The 16023-nt window shown below is 39.5% G+C and carries 13 protein-coding genes; 9 read left to right on the top strand and 4 right to left on the bottom strand.

The genetic code is table 11. The annotated features are described in order from the left end of the window. The first annotated feature begins 501 nt into the window (after window positions 1–501). From hsdR to EHO65_RS06885, 4 genes are read left to right on the top strand one after another with little or no spacing between them, the layout of a single operon-like run. Window positions 502–2874, top strand: coding sequence for an EcoAI/FtnUII family type I restriction enzme subunit R (hsdR, locus tag EHO65_RS06900; protein WP_135773388.1), 2373 nt, complete (start codon window positions 502–504; stop codon window positions 2872–2874). 15 nt (window positions 2875–2889) lie between these two features. Beyond that, window positions 2890–4338, top strand: a complete 1449-nt coding sequence (locus EHO65_RS06895; protein WP_135773387.1) for a type I restriction-modification system subunit M — start codon at window positions 2890–2892, stop codon at window positions 4336–4338. A 7-nt stretch (window positions 4339–4345) separates the two neighbouring features. Next, on the top strand, window positions 4346–4795 hold the full coding sequence (locus EHO65_RS20120; protein ID WP_341867367.1) for an ATP-binding protein: 450 nt from the start codon (window positions 4346–4348) through the stop codon (window positions 4793–4795). Further along, a complete protein-coding gene (locus EHO65_RS06885; RefSeq protein ID WP_135773386.1) occupies window positions 4792–6495 on the top strand; it encodes a restriction endonuclease subunit S in 1704 nt (567 codons plus the stop codon). Before EHO65_RS20120 ends, EHO65_RS06885 begins: the two co-directional genes overlap by 4 nt. On the opposite strand, the gene EHO65_RS06880 is transcribed toward EHO65_RS06885, so the two are convergent. Both EHO65_RS06880 and EHO65_RS20155 read right to left on the bottom strand, forming a co-directional pair. Next, on the bottom strand, window positions 6431–6979 hold the full coding sequence (locus tag EHO65_RS06880) for an ImmA/IrrE family metallo-endopeptidase (protein ID WP_135773385.1): 549 nt from the start codon (window positions 6977–6979) through the stop codon (window positions 6431–6433). The genes EHO65_RS06885 and EHO65_RS06880 overlap by 65 nt on opposite strands. Next, the gene (locus tag EHO65_RS20155; protein WP_135773384.1) at window positions 6957–7322 is read right to left on the bottom strand and encodes a helix-turn-helix domain-containing protein; all 366 of its coding nucleotides are present in this window, start codon (window positions 7320–7322) and stop codon (window positions 6957–6959) included. Before EHO65_RS20155 ends, EHO65_RS06880 begins: the two co-directional genes overlap by 23 nt. A 146-nt stretch (window positions 7323–7468) precedes the next feature. On the opposite strand from EHO65_RS20155, the gene EHO65_RS06870 reads away from it, so the two are divergent. The 4 genes from EHO65_RS06870 to EHO65_RS06855 all read left to right on the top strand — a co-directional run bounded on the left by EHO65_RS06870 (window position 7469) and on the right by EHO65_RS06855 (window position 13314). Then, window positions 7469–7759, top strand: coding sequence for an HNH endonuclease signature motif containing protein (locus tag EHO65_RS06870; protein WP_135773383.1), 291 nt, complete (start codon window positions 7469–7471; stop codon window positions 7757–7759). 26 nt (window positions 7760–7785) lie between these two features. Beyond that, window positions 7786–8193, top strand: coding sequence for a hypothetical protein (locus EHO65_RS06865; protein WP_135773382.1), 408 nt, complete (start codon window positions 7786–7788; stop codon window positions 8191–8193). 2092 nt (window positions 8194–10285) lie between these two features. Beyond that, the gene (locus EHO65_RS19895) at window positions 10286–11575 is read left to right on the top strand and encodes a hypothetical protein (RefSeq protein WP_167482013.1); all 1290 of its coding nucleotides are present in this window, start codon (window positions 10286–10288) and stop codon (window positions 11573–11575) included. Window positions 11576–11889: 314 nt separating this feature from the next. Further along, a complete protein-coding gene (locus tag EHO65_RS06855; RefSeq protein ID WP_135773380.1) occupies window positions 11890–13314 on the top strand; it encodes an MATE family efflux transporter in 1425 nt (474 codons plus the stop codon). Window positions 13315–13476: 162 nt separating this feature from the next. On the opposite strand, the gene EHO65_RS06850 is transcribed toward EHO65_RS06855, so the two are convergent. Continuing rightward, window positions 13477–14028 carry a hypothetical protein gene (locus EHO65_RS06850; RefSeq protein WP_135773379.1) on the bottom strand — a complete coding sequence of 184 codons (552 nt, stop codon included), beginning with the start codon at window positions 14026–14028 and terminating at the stop codon, window positions 13477–13479. Window positions 14029–14107: 79 nt separating this feature from the next. Here EHO65_RS06850 and EHO65_RS06845 point away from each other — a divergent pair, with 79 nt between their 5' ends. Beyond that, a complete protein-coding gene (locus EHO65_RS06845) occupies window positions 14108–14854 on the top strand; it encodes a sterol desaturase family protein (protein ID WP_135773378.1) in 747 nt (248 codons plus the stop codon). A gap of 71 nt (window positions 14855–14925) precedes the next feature. Here EHO65_RS06845 and EHO65_RS06840 read toward each other — a convergent pair whose 3' ends face one another. After that, window positions 14926–15777, bottom strand: coding sequence for a metal-dependent hydrolase (locus tag EHO65_RS06840; protein WP_135773377.1), 852 nt, complete (start codon window positions 15775–15777; stop codon window positions 14926–14928). Window positions 15778–16023 lie beyond the last annotated feature (246 nt).

Raw genomic sequence — 16023 nt, 5'->3', positions numbered from 1 at the left:
GAGTGATACTAATAGCTCGTGAGGCTTGACCATATTACGAAATTAAAGTAATAAATGAGTAAGACTTACTTCTTACTCATCGGTAACAACGCCAATGGGCATCGAAAGATGCCCCGCATAGGCATCCATACAAGATGCTTATGCGACATGAACATCCATATGATGATCAGCAACAGTGTGAGATATTCGCAGTTATATCAATGTTGAAGTTTATTTAAAAAGCCAGAGTAACAACTCTGGCTTTTTTGTTTGGTGGGGAGGGGGGAAATTTGAATATCAAAAGATCAAATACCTGATATTAATCAATGATTCGATTCTTTTTCCTATCCGACCGGTATACTTTTGATTAAAAGCATTATAATCATCAAATTCAGGAGATTTTCTGAATTTAAATTCTTGTCAAAACTATGACGTTAGGTTTCTAATTTATTTCGCCAGCATATCGCCTTAATCCCCTGGTTGGTATGTGTCATAGTTAATTAAAGATTCTTAATATCCACAATGAGCAAAAAGGAATATTCAGAAAGAGATATTTGCACGAAGTTTATTACTCCTGCAATTGAGGCAGCTGGATGGGACCAAACCACGCAGATTCGAGAGGAATATTCAATAACAAACGGAAGAATTATTGTCCGAGGTAAGCTTCATACTCGCGCAAAGAATAAAAGAGCTGATTATATACTCTTTTACAAACCTAATATTCCCATTGCAGTCATTGAGGCAAAGGATAGCTCTTATTCGGTTGGCGCTGGAATGCAACAAGCCCTTGGGTATGCAGAACTTCTTCAGGTTCCTTTTGTGTTTAGCTCTAATGGTGATGGTTTTCTATTCCATAATCGAATCTCAAACAATGGAGTTATGGAGCAAGAACTGCCATTAGATAAATTTCCTTCTCCATCTGAACTTTGGAATAAATGGATGGAACATAAAGGATTGTCCAAAGAGCAAGAGGAGCTCATTACTCAGGATTATTATAGCGATGGAAGTAATAAGACTCCTCGATACTATCAATTGCTAGCGATCAATAAAACGATAGAGGCAATTGCAGAAGGGAAGAACCGTATTTTATTAGTAATGGCTACCGGGACAGGTAAAACATATACAGCGTTCCAAATCATTTGGCGTTTGTGGAAATCTAAAACGAAAAAGAGGATTCTATTCTTAGCTGATCGAAATATTCTCGTAGACCAAACAATGACCAATGACTTTAAACCGTTCGGTTCTACGATGACCAAGATTCAGAAGAGGCAAGCAAATAAATCTTATGAAATCTATCTCTCCTTATATCAGGCAGTTACTGGAGCAGAAGAGGAAAAAGATATATATAAACAATTTAGTCCTAATTTTTTTGATTTGATTATCATCGATGAATGCCATAGGGGGAGCGCCGCAGAGGATTCTAATTGGAGGACTATTCTTGAATATTTTTCATCGGCCACGCAAATCGGATTAACCGCAACTCCGAAGGAAACCAAGGATGTTTCGAATATCCAATACTTTGGAGATCCCATTTATACGTATTCGCTCCGACAAGGAATTGAGGATGGATTTTTAGCACCTTATAAAGTTGTACGAATTGATTTAGATAAGGATCTTACCGGATGGAGACCGGAGAAAGATACTAAGGACAAATTCGGGAATCTGGTAGAAGATAGAATCTATAATCAAAAAGACTTTGATAAAACCTTAGTTCTCGAAAAAAGAACACAACTTGTTGCGAAAAAAATCAGCGAGTATCTTAAACAGACAAATCGTTTTGATAAGACGATCGTATTCTGTGATAATATCGATCATGCGGAAAGAATGAGGCAAGCACTGGTAAATGAAAATTCCGATTTGGTGAAAGATAATTCCAAATATATAATGAGGATCACGGGAGATAATGAAGAGGGGAAAGTTGAATTGGATAATTTTATCTTCCCTGAATCCAAATATCCGGTCATTGCTACTACCTCAAAATTAATGAGCACTGGCGTGGATGCTCAAACCTGCAAACTAATCGTTCTGGATCAAAGAATTCAGTCTATGACGGAATTCAAACAAATCATCGGTCGCGGGACCCGCATTAACGAGGATTACAATAAATATTACTTTACCATAATTGATTTTAAAAAGGCCACAGAACTTTTTGCAGATCCAGATTTTGATGGGGACCCGGTCATGATCTACCAACCGAAAGGAGAAGAGTCTCCAGTTCCTCCAGATGAACAAACTGATCCGGAGGGTTCAGACGGTACATCAGTTCCTGATGGAAATGGTTTCGACGATGATGATTTGGACTCCGACGGAACGATCTCAGATCCACCGCTTAGACCTAAAAGATATGTTGTTCAGAATGTGGAAGTAAAAGTAAGTTCCGAGAGGATCCAATACTTTGATGCAAGTGGGAAACTCATTACCGAGTCTCTGAAAGATTATACCAGAAAGGCTTTGCAAAAGGAATTCGCTTCTTTGGATGCTTTTTTGCAGAGATGGAATCACGCGGATAAAAAGCAGGCAGTGATTGAAGAATTGGCAAATCAAGGCGTTTTTTTTGAAGCTCTTGCAGAAGAAATTGGTAGAGACTTAGATCCTTTTGATATCGTCTGTCATGTCGCTTGGGACCAACCTCCACTGACTAGAAAGCAGAGGGCAGAGAGAGCGAGACAGGAGAATTACTTCGTAAAATATGGCGAACAAGCAAAGAAAGTTATAGAGGCGCTTATAGATAAGTATGCGGACCAGGGCGTGGTCCCTATTGAGGAAACTCAGATACTTACCATAAGTCCGTTTCCTAATTTTGGAACTCCAATTGAAATTTTAAAACATTTCGGAGGAATGGATGGATACCAAGAAGCGATTCATAAAATTGAATCGGCTCTCTATAACGCATAAACTGGATTTAATATAATGGCAATCGGAACCCTTGTAAAATCGATACAGGATATCATGAGAAAGGATGTGGGCGTCGACGGAGATGCCCAACGAATCAGCCAAATGGTATGGTTGCTCTTTTTAAAGATTTTTGATGATAAAGAAAAAGAATGGAAACTAACCCTTAAAGATTATAAATCTCCACTCGCCTCGCGCTTTCAGTGGAGTAGTTGGGCATCCAATTCGGAAGGGATGACCGGGGAAGAGCTGATTGATTTTGTGAACAATAATCTTTTCCCTGCCTTAAAGAAACTGGCAACACAGGCTGGTGTGAGTGCACAAGGAAGGGTGGTTGGAAGTGTCTTTGAGGATGCCTACAACTATATGAAATCTGGAACCTTACTTAGACAAGTGATCAACACCATTGAAGAAGATTTAGATTTTAATAATTCGACTGACAGACATTTGTTCAATGATATATATGAAAAGATTTTAGCGGATTTGCAATCAGCAGGGAATGCTGGTGAATACTATACACCGAGAGCCGTGACTCAGTTTATGGTGGATATCATCGATCCCAAACTTGGTGAGTCTATTCTGGATCCGGCTTGCGGGACAGGCGGTTTTCTTACAACAGCCATTGAACATTTAAAGACTCAGGTCAAATCACCCAAAGACAAACAGGTTTTGCAAACTACGATTCACGGTGTGGAAAAAAAGCCTCTGCCTCATATGTTGGCACTGACCAATATGATGCTCCACGGGATTGACGTTCCGACAAATATCCGTCATGACAATACGCTCAGTCGTTCCTTAATAGATTATTCTCCTAAGGAGAGAGTGGATATCATCATCACCAATCCTCCGTTTGGCGGAATGGAAGAAGATGGGATCGAAAACAATTTTCCCAAAAAATACCAGACCAGGGAAACTGCCGATTTGTTTATGGCCCTTATCATGCACCGACTCAAACATGATACGGGGCGTGCGGCAGTTGTACTTCCGGATGGATTTTTGTTTGGAGAGGGAACCAAAACCAATCTCAAGCGAGAGTTACTAGAAGAGTTCAACTTACATACGATCGTGCGCCTTCCGAAGGGTGTGTTTAGTCCGTATACGGGAATCAATACTAACATTCTCTTTTTGGAGAAGGGAGGACCTACTAAACAAGTCTGGTTTTTTGAACACCCCTATCCTCCTGGATATAAATCCTATTCGCGTTCCAAACCACTCACTATCGGCGAATTTGACCTGGAAAAAAAATGGTGGAACAAACGAAAGGAAACGGAATTTGCCTGGAAGGTGAGTGCCAAGGACATAGCCGCTCGCAATTATAATCTCGATTTTAAAAATCCGCATGTGGTAGATGTGGTGCACCGTGACCCCGAGGAATTGGCACAGGAATATAAAACTATTTCCGATGAATTGGATCAGGTGCGTGATCGGCTGAAACAGGAACTGATGAAAGCATTGGGGAACCGATAAGTTTTTGATGGTATCAAGTCGGATCCAAACGCAAATCACAGGAAAGGAAAGTATTGATACACCTTTATGGGAAATCGTTTCGTCAGGAAAGGAACAAGAGGAATTTTTCCAGGGTTACTCCAAACCTCGTAACAAAGTCTTGATGCGAGGTTTTAAAGATTTTGGTATCGTAGAATTCCTCGGCTCTGGACTCCCGAGAATTCTCCAAACCTATCCCAGAGATCATTTCCATTTTAGTGCCGATTTTCTGCGAATTACCCTCCCGATGTCAGAGAAAAGTTCGGAGAAAATTGCGAAGTTCCTCAGTAAAAATCAAGAAGCTACGATATCCGATTTAGCGATTGAAACTGGGCTTGCTACGAGAGCGGTAGAGAAGACTCTAAAGAATTTGCAATCCGAAGGCAAAATCAAACGTATCGGACCCGACAAGGGCGGACACTGGGAGGTTTCCCCATGAACCCACTCCTCCAAACCCATTTTGACACAGCCCTCGAACACCCGAATGGAATTAAAAAACTCCGCGAACTCATCCTCACCCTTGCGATGCAGGGAAAACTAGTCGAACAAGATCCAAACGACCCGCCAACGAGCGAACTCTTACAAGAGATCCAAGCGGAGAAGGCGCGTTTGGTGGAAGAAGGGAAGATCAAAAAGAGTGAGGCATTGCCACCCGTAAAGGAAGAAGAGAAGCCGTTTGTCATTCCGAAAGGATGGGAGTGGGTTAATGTTCCTGATTCTTTTTATTCAGTTGGAACAAAGTCCAATCAGATTGCAAATTCAGACTATCTGGATCAAGGAAAATATCCTATCGTAGATCAAGGAAAATCTTTAATAGGTGGATATTCCGATGATGAATCAAAATTAATTAAAATCGAAAGGCCTATAATTATCTTTGGCGATCATACTAAGAATTTAAAGTATATAGATTTTGATTTTATTATCGGAGCAGATGGTGTAAAAACTCTTTGCCCAAAAAGATTCTTTGAACCAAGGTTTTTTTACCATAGTTTGAAAAGTTTAGATTTGAATGATCGTGGTTATGCAAGACATTTCAAAGTTCTCAATTCTAAGATTCTCCCCCTTCCTCCCCTCGCCGAACAAAAACGAATCGTGGAAAAGATCGACGAACTATTTGCGTTATGCGATGAACTGGAACGGCTCAAACTATCCAAAGATGCCAAACGAAAAGACCTCCACCAATCAGTCCTTACGCAGATTCTCGAAGCGGATTCGCATGCGGACTTCCAAAGGCATTTCCAATTTCTCAACAACCATTTTCAGGAGCTCTATCGCGTAAAAGAAAATGTCAAAGAACTGCGGAAGGCAGTTTTGCAACTCGCGGTGATGGGGAAGTTAGTTCCGCAGGATCCAAACGACCAGCCTGCGAGTGAGTTATTGAAAGAGATCCAAGCAGAGCAGGCGCGTTTGGTGGCGGAAGGGAAGATTAAAAAGAGTGAGGCACTGCCTCCGGTGAAGGAAGAGGAGAAGCCTTTCGCCATTCCGAAGGGATGGGAGTGGGTGAGATTGGGGGAGGTGCTTCAGAAATACGGGGCTGGAAGTACTCCTTTAGGTGGAAAATCTGTGTACACCTCTGATGGAATCATGTTTTTAAGATCTCAAAATGTTTGGAATGATGGTTTATATTTGGATGACGTAGCTCGGATAGCAAAAGTAATCCATGAAAAAATGAAAGGAACAAAAGTAATAGGAAATGATATTCTTCTAAATATTACGGGTGCATCAATTGGGCGTTCGACAATTTTTCCTTTGAATTTCGAGGAGGCAAATGTTTCACAGCACGTAGCTATATTAAGAACATTTACTCCTAGCATAGTCGTATATTTACATAAATTAATCATATCAGACTTCTTCCAAAATTTAGTTTTTAAAGAACAGGTTGGAGTTTCGCGTGAAGGATTAAGTATGGCGAAGCTTTCTAAATTTCCTATTTCCCTTCCCCCCTTGGCGGAACAAAAACGGATTGTGGAAAAAGTGGACCAGCTTTTGGCGTTATGCGATGAGTTGGAAAAGGGACTGGAGAAGGCGGAGGAGAAGGGGGGAGAGATTTTGGAGGGAATTGTCCGAGTAAAATTTAAAACCCATCCAAAATCTCTAAATTCTGTAATCGTAACATCATTGCGGCAGGACTTACTTTGAACTTTGTCGCAAGGGATGTGATCAAAGGATTGTTATCTTCTTCTGTATCAATGATATCATCCCCATAAGTTTCGATAAATTTTTTGACTTCTTGCTCAACCATTTCTTTGGGCATAAGGATCGCGGCTGCAAAACGATTTGCTTCAATTTCTTCACGATCTAAAGCTGTAGAGGAAAGTGGACTCCTAAAGTAAGACTTTCTATCGATATGAGTGGTTTCGGGATGGTGGATTAAAAAATGTCCCAATTCATGTGCCATCGTAAAGCGTTGTCGATGTTCATGGTGAGACTCTTGTACAAAAATGGAATATTGTTTATTCTCCACATTTAGAATACCAGAAATATCACTGGGCAATTCAGTTATGTGCAGATCAATTCCCTTCTTTTCTATGATCTTCTCTACTGCAATCGGCAGTTTTTGGAGTGAAGGAAATTCTCTTAGCAGGTTTTCTGCAATAGCTTCAGGATTTTTTCTTCCGCGCACTTTTAGGGTCCTTTTTGTAAGTAGATAAGAAATGCATCACGTTTGATAATTCTTCTGAACTGACTCGGTCTAGCGAAAGATTATCTACCGGTGCAGATTTAAGTTTTCGGTAATCTTGCATTGTTGGCAAAATCTCCAAGATATCAATACTTAGTACCTCGGCAATTCTGTAAATATTATGAATGGGAGTAGACTGATCCCCTCTTTCGATTTGTACGATAGATGATTTCGATAAATTTGTCGCTTCGGATAAGGCCTCTACGGTAATTTTTGCCTTTTTTCGATTCTCTCGAATTGCCTTCCCGATCCATTGATCCAGCTTATCACCCCAGCTTTTCTCCATTTATGGGCTAATGAGACATAATATATCAATTTTGCAACGAAATTTTTGAAAAAATTTAAAAAATATTAAAAATAATAATCCTAAAGATGTTATAATTAATATATCAGTATTATTGATATATTAATTTTTAAATAAGGAAGGTTCCTATGAGTTGGACTGATGATGTAATACAAAAGGTTTGGGAGAAAGGAAAAGAGGCATCTCCAAATGATCCAAAGGATTGGCGAAAAGATGAGTGCACTGCTTGGATGAAGCGTAACGAGTATGGAAATCGTAACTCTAAGTATGGTTGGGAAATCGATCATATCAATCCTAAAGGATCAGATGAGCTGAGCAATTTGCGTCCTCTCCAATGGGAGAACAATAATGACAAGAGTGATGGACGTCTGAAGTGCAACATTGTTTCAAACGGAAATCAGAATGTTGTTAAAAACTAAAAGTAAAAATTAGAGAGGGATAAGATATGAATCAAATTGAATTAACAAAAGGGTTATACTTAGCCAAAAAACCTGCTAAAGAATATTTTAACTTGGTAGATCATTATGGCGTCATTGATATTGGGAACGTTTCTGGTCTATTTCACAATGCTGGTCAAAGCCCGATAGTCATTGAAAAGATAGCAGGTAAAGGAAATGTCGCCAATTATGCGTCCAGCGATTGGATCATCATCGGGAAGGTAAAAGATCATCATATCTTGTCCGCGAAGATTAGGTTAAAGACCGCTTTAAATGACCCTACTTATGACCTGTTGGGGAATAATTGTGAACATTTTGCGCGGTTCATTACGGAAGGAAAGAAGCGGAGCACTCAGGTCAATGTGTTTGCAATGGCGGCGATGGCTGGTTTGGTGTTTCTCATGTCCCAGGATTGAGTAAATAATGTTCGATCCCTCGCAATCTCAAATAAGTAAATTTACGGCAAGACAAGAGCGAATTATCAGTAGTCTCCATCATATTGGAGAGGGTCCGAGAATTTTCTTTCAGGATGCGATTTCTCTAATAAATGATTCTGAATTAGAATCGAGGCAACATCTAATTGCCCATCTAATGCGCGAGATTGATAGTGCGATTCGTGAATTTATAAAACCGTTAGTTATTCCAGTAAACGGGAAAGGTAAAAAAGGAGAATCTAATGGTCACGTTACTAGTATTACAGAGACACTTGTTGCCTTGGGCATAAGTCCACAAGCCGAGGTGGGAAAATTATGGCTGAAATTTGCAAATTCAGATAGTGATATTCGACTGCATGAGCTTGCTCATAGAAACAATCTGATGTACCGAGCTTTCAATGAGCAATTTAATCTACATTGGAAGAATTTTGAAATCATCTTAGATGAAGTCCTGGATCGTTTTAAAAGAAAGTATCTATTCCTCGTTGTTAAGATAGAAAAACTCGCATCTTTAAATCAAATATCTACAAACGTCGCATCCGGATTTCGTAATACAGTGGCTCCTGGCAGCCCATTATTTCATATATTTCTTTCGAAACTTTCTTCTATAGCTTGGTTTGATCCTCTCAAGGAAATGAAATATTTCCAATTCTCAGAATTTGAAAAGGTGCTTATACGCCAGGATTCTTATTTTCATTGGCCTCCTTTGGCCTATTTTCGGAGGCTGATCGAAATTGGTGAATTCGATAGAGTTTGGTCAGTAATTGATTCCTTAGCAATTTTAGATAATACTATTCTTCATCAAGAAATCGTTAAGCTTTGTTTAGAAATGCCGGATACTTATTTTCTTCGATGGATGGAAAAAGAATTCGAATGGTTCCAGCGTATGGACCAGCGAGAATATATTAATACAGATTTGTATTCAAAAGCAATCGAAAGAGTTTTTGAGGTGGGGCAGGATAAATTTGGGCTTAGGCTCTTGTCCGAAATACTTGCAGTGCTTCCTGATCCCAAATGGGATTATGAAAAAAGGACTATAATTGAAGGGAATGAACTCAATTCATGGTACAGTCCCGAACCGAGATTTAAGTTATCAAGTCACGATTACATCGAATTTATTTCTTACTTCTTCCCCATTTTAGAAAAATGGAAACCATGGAAATTGATTCAATTCCTCTTTGAATTATTGGATCGATCATTAGAATTCAGTTCCTATCCTCCGAAAAAAGCAGGCGAATCCTATAGGGACGATCACTCCTATATAACTCGAGCATCCATCTGGGATCATCGCCAGAACTATAATCACAAATTATCTGATCAAATTATTCCTTATTTTCGTGATGCGATTTTGTATTATGTAAAAGACAAGGCAAGTTTTGAAGAAGTCCTAAGTTTATTAGGATCTAAAGATTGGTTGGTATTTGCCCGTATGTCGATCTTTCTCGTGAGCCAAAAGGGATGGGAAATCGATAGAAAGAAGGTTAGAGAATATTTGCAAAACAAAACATTTGCAGATCCACTTAGGTTTGCAAATGAATACTATTTGCTACTTTCGAAAACTTTTTCCAAATTGAAACAGGAAGAGCAGATTCAATACCGAGGCTGGTTGGACGGTATTGCCTCCGAATTATGCATTGAATATGAGGCTGAATATCGAGAAGCAAATAAGAAAGAAGCCTCGGAATTCAATTTAAGGAGCAGGCTAGAGGGGTTCTTGGATGACTTTTATTATCGAAAGTTGCCTGCAATAGAAGAATTCCTTCCGAAAGAAAAAGCAAATTATCTTAATGCTTTGAAGGCTAAATTCAAAGATAGTTATACGCGCCCTGAATTTCCATACTACCATGAATCTTTTATCGGGCCAACGAGTCCTTTGGAAAACCAAGAATTGGCTACGCTTTCTATCGCAGAAATTATCCAAAAGATGACTGAATTTAAGAAGAGAGAGAATCCATGGACTGAGCCGAGTCCAGAGGGGTTGGCGAGACAAATCTCGAGAGATGTTGAGATCAATCCGGAACGTTACTTAGATTCGATTCAGGATTTTTGTTCAGAAGAGATTTCTAACCTATATTTGGGTGCTCTTCTTTGGGGTTTTCGTAGTGCACTTGATAGCGGAAAAACACTAAAAACAGATATTTTGTGTGAGTATCTGAAATTTCTTTTTACTTTAGTAAAGGAGAAGTCTGTCCAGGAAACCATAGATTTACAACACACGCTGGCGAGTTTTCTTAGAACCATTTTTAATAAGCAAATTATAACCAAGAACGATTTTGAGCATTTCGAATTTTTACACTGGATTGCCATTTTGCTCTCTTCTTCTTCACCGGATGAAGATTACGAATCAAAGGAACAAGATTTGGTTTCTATTGGAATCAATTCTGTTCGAGGAAACGCTCTCCATAGTTTAGTTTATTTTTTGGATGATTATTTTCGGAGGATTTTGGAAAAGAATCTTTCGAACGCGCCTAGTAACCAGTTAGTTTTAAAGGTCTATTCTATTTTAAAAGAACATTTTTCTGGGGAGCACGCTGAACGAAAAACGGATAGATGTGTCATCGGTCAGTATTTCGCATTTTTATTCTGGTTAAATCCCCAATGGTTCAAGGAAAACCAAAGCTTATTTTTAAATGATAATAAGGATTTAAGTCGGATCTTTTTTTACTCCTATCTTCAATATGGTTCCTATTCTCTTGAAATTTATTTAAATTTCCGGGAATGGTTTATCGAAAGTATTGAATATTTGGAAGAATTAGGCGACCAAGTAAGAGAAGAAAAAGGAATCCGACCCTTTAGATTAGGGGACTTATTAGTCAATTTATATGGAAACGAAGTAATTAAGGATTGCAACGATCCGATTTTAGAAAAGTTCTTTTCTTTATCTCATGGATTCCTAAAGGCCAACGCAATTCGGTTTCTCGGGAAAAATGTTCCTGATAATCACGCCCTCATGTTGGATAGAACAGAAACACTATGGAAATGGAGGTTAGAGAAAGGTCCATCCTCTGAAGAGTATGAAGAGTTTTCCGTTTGGATTGACCGCGGCTTTTTTTCTGATGGTCTGGTCTTTGATACACTAAAGAAAATTAAAGTATCAAATCTTCGAAACTTTGGAATCGAAAGTTATCTTAAATTCCTAAAAGCAAATTTCCATAAAAATCCTTTGGTATCAATGCAATTCATAAAGACAATTACCGAAGAAAATTCCTACTATTGGAATAGTAAACCTGGCGATAACCTTTGGGAGATTTTAAAGATGGGGATTTCGGATAGTGATTCGACGGTCCGCGAAATTACCGGAGAGATAATTCATCGGCTTAGCTCTTTCGGATATTTTCAGTATAGGGAACTTTTAGGAATTTAAATCAATTTAGAGGTAATTACGAATTTTCTCCCTCCGCGTTAGGGATACGCAGGACGCGCAGCGGACCACGCAGCCGAAGGCGAGTAGTCCGAAGCGAAGCGTAGTCCGTAGTAGCCCGACCACACTCACTTAGAAGTAGATCCTACGATTCGGACATTTTCGTGTGGGAACGCCAAAATGTTACATTCCATAGGTCGAAGTTTATTAAAAAAACACGCTGAACGAAGGTGCAAACTTAGGCTTTTTGGTATTAATCAATAAAAAGTTTTGTCTTTTCTGGCAAAAGATCAGAGCATGAGCGCTACAGGCTATATATGGAAACAATACAAAAAAAAGAGAATAGGGAAACTGGCCCTCGCTCAATTTGGCGGGAATTAAGAAAAGCGCTTACCGGAACGGAAGCGGATTATACCCAAATTTCACTCGGTAAGGCAGTCTTTCTGCTCTCTGTTCCGATGGTTTTGGAATTGGTCATGGAGTCTGCGTTTGCAGTCGTTGACATTTATTTTGTGGGAGCTTTAGGCCCTTCTGCTGTTGCTGCGGTTGGGCTTACGGAAACGTATTTGTTTCTTCTTTATTCTCTCGCGATTGGAATGTCCACTGCAGTGACCGCGATCATTGCAAGAAGGATCGGAGAAGGTGATAAGGAGCAAGCCGGGATTGCCGCAGTCCAATCCGTTTTTCTTTCCATACTTGTTTCTTTACCTTTTGCTATCTTCGGAGTTTGGTTCGCGAAAGATCTTTTGATACTGATGGGTGGAGATCCTTGGGTGGTGGAGCATGGATCTCGTTACACACAATGGATCTTTGGTGGAAATATAGTAATCATGCTTTTGTTCGGACTCAATGCGGTTTTTAGAGGTGCCGGTGACGCAGCAATCGCAATGAGAGTTTTATGGATTTCTAATGGTCTTAATATGATCCTGGATCCGATCTTTATCTTCGGTTTTGGTCCTGTCCCGGCCATGGGTATCGAAGGTGCCGCCATTGCTACAAATATCGGAAGAGGGGTCGGAGTTATTTTTCAAATCTATCTGCTTCTAAGAGGTGGAAATCATATCCGAGTGCTTCGTTCTCAGATCAGTATTCACTGGAAAATTATTTCTGATATAGTTCGTACTTCGCTTGGTGGGATTGGACAAACTATTATAGGAATGACTTCTTGGATCTTTCTTGTAAGGATTATTTCTGAATTTGGAAGTGAAGCTGTAGCTGGAGCAACCATCGCTCTTCGCATCATGATGTTTACTTTGATGCCTTCTTGGGGAATGTCGAACGCTGTCGCCACTTTGGTTGGTCAGAATTTAGGAGCGGGGAGACCGGATCGTGCAGAACAGTCCGTTTGGATTGTTGGCGTATGGAATATGGTATTTCTGATCGGAGTTTCTATCGTCTATTTTATTTTCAGAGAATCTCTTGTGTCGATCTTTAGTGATGATCCTAAAGTGATCGCAATCGGTTCTGAGTGGTTAGGGATCGTATCCTATTCTTATTTTGTTTATGCTTGGTGGATGGTGAGTGTGCAGGCCTTTAATGGATCAGGTGATACTACCACTCCTACGTTAATTAATCTGGTCTTCTTTTGGGTGTTTCAAATTCCTTTTGCTTATGTTTTGGCAAAGGTTCTTTCATACGGATACTCTGGAGTATTTTGGGCAAGTATGATTACGGAAACTTCTGTAGGACTGTTTACGCTTTGGTTATTCAGAAAAGGTGGATGGAAAACTTCGAAGGTTTGATTCGATATACTCCAACATCCTTATAGTGTTAGGTGAGGCGGTAGTGTGAGCATTAATTTCCTATAGGAAAATTGAAGTGAATGAAACCGCATTTTGGATAATTAATAATACTTCATTCTTAGTATTATTTTATTCTGAATATCAGCTTTTTCCGTTATCTGATTATTCTGACGTTACAGTCACGGTCTGAGCAGTAGAAGAAACGGCTACCTTTACAACACCGACAATCTGTCCGGCATACAGGCCGGGATAGTTGGAAAACATGATGTTAGATGCAAGTTTAGCGATTACACGACCTTTCCCAACAGTAGTTCCGCTTATAGATATGGTAGAGTCTTCAGCTACCCCTGTTCCCATGCAGCCATCAGAATAAGCATCTGTTTGGCCCAAAGTTAAGGGGACTCCATCGTGACTGAGTTGGACTGAAATGGCGCTGCCCAAACTACAATTTAGCGGGTTTACGATTGAAATCGTAAACGTTTCGCCGGCTCCTTGAGAAAATTGTAAGCTACTCGCCGAGAAATTTATCCAACTGACTTGCTTAACGTTTAAAGGGAGCAGACCACCCGATCCAATTAGTAATGCTAGAAGAGGAGATATATCATCCTCGGTCTCCATCTTTTTTTTGTATGAATCGAAAAGCAAATAAGCAGACCCACATTGGACTTGTAAGAATATAAGTAAAATATAAAAGAAGATAGATGCGCGTTTCACTTTTAATTTCCAGAATAGGGCATAGATTAACATCTTCGACTATTTGATGCAAGGTGGATTTTTAAATTCAATAACACTTATGTATAATTTTGGAAACGAAGTAGTTCTATTTCTTCAAGAAATTCCCTATGCTTGGGCTGCTTTATTGTTCTTGATTGAAAATCTTCTCATCTTCATTTGTTCGGTATATATCGGCAATCTTCTGTCTATACGTTATGCCCATCGGCGCATTGTTTCAATCCCTCCGAAAATCGAATCTAAGGAGATCCTATTTGCAATCTCTACCATTCTTCTTAATACTATTGTTACATTGGTTGGGCTTTGGCTTTGGAGAACGGGTTCTATTCAATTTCGTAGTGATATCGGGGTTTTCGCGTTACTCGATATTCTAATCCTTCTTTTGGTTATGGATGCTGGTATGTATGTATTGCATCGAGTTGCGCACATCGGATTCATTTATCCGTTTGCTCATAAAACCCATCATAGATACGATAAACCTCGTCCTTTAACTTTATTTGTTCTGAATCCTTTGGAAGCTCTTGGATTTGGGGCACTTTGGTTATTGGTGCTTTGTGTTTATGATTTCTCTTGGTTTGGTATGAGTGTTTATCTCGGGTTAAACGTTGTGTTTGGTGTAATCGGTCATTTGGGAGTGGAGCCTTTATCGGAGAAATTGCTTCGCTCGAATCTATTCAACACATTGACGACTAGCACCTTCCATGCAATGCATCATCAGAACGAAAATTTTAATTTTGGATTTTATACTTCGATTTGGGATCGGATGTTTGGAACTCTTTATCGGGAGAACTCGCGCAATCAGGAGTAAGCTGGCCCGCGAGTTCTATATCAGATTATTATCGTAGGAGTTCCAACAAGCGGGAGCTCTTAAACGAATTTTTAATATCCGTGAGCGGTCATCACTTTCTCAAACTTCTCCAGAAGTTTGTGATCGTCTTGATCATTTGGATGGAACCCTGGAATATAATATTCTAATATATAGAAGATCACAGCCCAAGCAAAACCTGGAATACCAAAGAAGAAACGAAGGTCCCTGACAATTTGAGCAGGATTTGGAATACCAAAATAGAATAAGGCTCTAATTGTCCCAAAGATTGCGAGAAGGCCAAGAAGTTGGACTGCGATCGTCATTCCAAGGATACGAGTAAAATATCCGCCACCGGAAGCACGATATACATCATACGCTACAGCTTTATGCTCTAATTCTTCTAAAGCATGCCATTCGATCACTTTCCAGCTGATAGGGTCGATCCAAGCTACACGTTTTTCAGGTAGAGAAAGTAAAAATCTTCCTAGAGTTGCTGTAAAATGTTCCGCGGCTGCAGTGATAGAGAGTGCGAGTCTTTTTCCCCAAACAGGAAAAAGTTTTAGAATATTTTTTTCTAATATATCGAAAAACAACCAGCAGAACATTTTTTCATGACTGCGAAAATCTAATCCGATCTCCACAAATCTTTCGTTCATTTTATCATGAACGTTTCCGTGGACTGCTTCTTGTCCTGCGAATCCAATTATTTCCTTTTTTAACGCCGGATCAACGACTTCGCTGAATGCTTTGACTGAACGAATAAAAAAACGTTCTCCTTCCGGAAATAATACGCTTAAGCTGGAAAGAAATGCCGTAAAGAATGGGATATTTTTTCCGAAACCTCTTTCTTTGGCGATATCTTCCAAAGGGAATTTCGGTTTACGTATTTTTGGCTGGACTCTTGTAGATGTCGATTGGCCCATAATATTCTCCTAATATAAAATCGTTCTGGATTTTCGATTTGTCTGTCTCCATCCTTTGGATTTTCACCGCTCATTAGAGAATATAAAAAAGATATTATATATATCGATGCGGACTTTCTATCTATTCCTCGAGTTTTGTCCGCCTCAGTTAGGAATAGTTATCTTTTGAATCATTGTAACGATTGCTACAAAATTAGGTCAATCCCAATCCTGGAAAAATAACTGGGATAATCTCAATTTAAGACC

It is taken from the genome of Leptospira andrefontaineae (genome assembly GCF_004770105.1).
In the GTDB taxonomy this organism is placed as follows: domain Bacteria; phylum Spirochaetota; class Leptospiria; order Leptospirales; family Leptospiraceae; genus Leptospira_B; species Leptospira_B andrefontaineae.
Note: the sequence above shows the minus strand (reverse complement) of the source record. Positions and strands in the feature narration are given on the sequence as shown.

Coding starts and splice junctions, on each gene's coding strand:
- hsdR (WP_135773388.1), top strand. CDS start 502: ATGAGCAAAAAGGAATATTCAGAAAGAGATATTTGCACGAAGTTTATT.
- EHO65_RS06895 (WP_135773387.1), top strand. CDS start 2,890: ATGGCAATCGGAACCCTTGTAAAATCGATACAGGATATCATGAGAAAG.
- EHO65_RS20120 (WP_341867367.1), top strand. CDS start 4,346: ATGGTATCAAGTCGGATCCAAACGCAAATCACAGGAAAGGAAAGTATT.
- EHO65_RS06885 (WP_135773386.1), top strand. CDS start 4,792: ATGAACCCACTCCTCCAAACCCATTTTGACACAGCCCTCGAACACCCG.
- EHO65_RS20155 (WP_135773384.1), bottom strand. CDS start 7,322: ATGGAGAAAAGCTGGGGTGATAAGCTGGATCAATGGATCGGGAAGGCA.
- EHO65_RS06870 (WP_135773383.1), top strand. CDS start 7,469: ATGAGTTGGACTGATGATGTAATACAAAAGGTTTGGGAGAAAGGAAAA.
- EHO65_RS06865 (WP_135773382.1), top strand. CDS start 7,786: ATGAATCAAATTGAATTAACAAAAGGGTTATACTTAGCCAAAAAACCT.
- EHO65_RS06855 (WP_135773380.1), top strand. CDS start 11,890: ATGGAAACAATACAAAAAAAAGAGAATAGGGAAACTGGCCCTCGCTCA.
- EHO65_RS06845 (WP_135773378.1), top strand. CDS start 14,108: ATGTATAATTTTGGAAACGAAGTAGTTCTATTTCTTCAAGAAATTCCC.
- EHO65_RS06840 (WP_135773377.1), bottom strand. CDS start 15,777: ATGGGCCAATCGACATCTACAAGAGTCCAGCCAAAAATACGTAAACCG.